Source organism: Ancylothrix sp. D3o (genome assembly GCF_025370775.1).
Taxonomy (GTDB): Bacteria; Cyanobacteriota; Cyanobacteriia; order Cyanobacteriales; family Oscillatoriaceae; genus Ancylothrix.
The window spans coordinates 1-1,365 of the sequence record NZ_JAMXEX010000123.1 but is presented as its reverse complement, the minus strand read 5'-3'; the positions used below and the strand labels follow the sequence as shown (position 1 = coordinate 1,365).

General features: G+C 41.2%; 2 protein-coding genes. Both read left to right on the top strand.

Annotated elements, in window-relative coordinates:
* The first annotated feature begins 115 nt into the window (after positions 1-115).
* A complete protein-coding gene (locus NG798_RS27675) occupies positions 116-373 on the top strand; it encodes a hypothetical protein (protein WP_261226937.1) in 258 nt (85 codons plus the stop codon).
* A gap of 10 nt (positions 374-383) precedes the next feature.
* A complete protein-coding gene (locus NG798_RS27670; RefSeq protein ID WP_261226936.1) occupies positions 384-1,199 on the top strand; it encodes a hypothetical protein in 816 nt (271 codons plus the stop codon).
* Positions 1,200-1,365: the final 166 nt, after the last annotated feature.

Here is a 1,365-nt window from a genome sequence, read left to right as displayed (position 1 = left end):
AAAAGAGTTTGAAACTCTGCAAGAATGTGTGGATTCTGCTTTTAAAAATTGTCCTAACGTATGCGCGTAATGCTATAGAATACAACCCTCCGCCGTTGATAGTTTTGTCAATATTTTGAAATATCCCAGAGAAATTGTTGGCAAAAATGCGACTGAGGCATTCTTTCCAAAACGAGAGGGCATTTATTCAAAATGGCTACTAGATGACAATGGTAGCTATACCGAATGCCGGTATTATCCGAGTATTCAATTGTTGGCAGTAGTGGCTAATAATCCTTCCGAACAACAAGCCAGAAATGAAGTAATGAAACAATACCCGGATAAGTTTATTGCTCTCACTCAATTTTCCCGTCAATTAGTCCAATCACATTGAGGTAAAACCAATGGCTAAGCGAAATAAATCAAAGTCTAAAGTTCCCCCAGCTACACAACAAATAACTTCAATTCGTACCCAGATGGTCGCCAATACGGTCAAGGTAATGGTAACTTTAGTGGCGGTTCCATCAATTGTGATTTCTCCATTGATGCTTGAGGAGGCTTTTGCTCAAACCAATCAGATGACGCAGCAACAACAGGGTAATCCGTTAGAGCAAATTGTACAGCAGTTTAACCAGCAAGTAAACGCCATTCAAGATTTTGTGAATGATACACTTAACACAAAATTGCAACAAATTGCTCAATCATTAAATGCTGATATCGAAGCTGCCGTCAATGGTGCAATTGGTTCATTAGGATTACCAGATCCTCAACAATCTCGAACTGATATTGAAGGGATGCTGGGATTAAATGATTCTCAATTGTTTTCTTCAGACCGTGTGGCCAATGAAATAGACCGGCAATCTACCCGTGCTAACGCTGCTCAAACATTATCAATTGAAGGACAACAACAGCAACAACAACAAGTTGCGGCTACCCAAAATTCTGTTAATTCAGTGGGTAGTTTAAGCCAACAAGCACAAGATGATGTTGTTACCCAAGATGTAATGAAAAGAATGGCTGCTCAAAATCAAGAGATTAGCGCATTACTAGGGGCACAAAGAACTGATGCTCTAAAATCGCAACAATCTCAAGATTTAGCAAACGTCAATCTTACTAATATCTCCAGAGCAGTTGATAGCCAACGTCAGCAACAACAAAGTGAACTGGGGGCTGCCGGTTTACAAAATTTGGAAACTGCATCTAAAGCTCGGTTATTTTGAGGAGTAGCGCTGTGTTGTTCATGGTTTTAGCACAGATTGGTGGTGGCTCTTACGGGGAGTCAGCAGCCCAAATTACAGAGGATTCAGCGGTAGCCGCAGAAGCCATTGCTGAAGCCATGAACGGCCTCTGGGAAGATGTTTTAGGTGGGGGATTGTATGCAGCAAT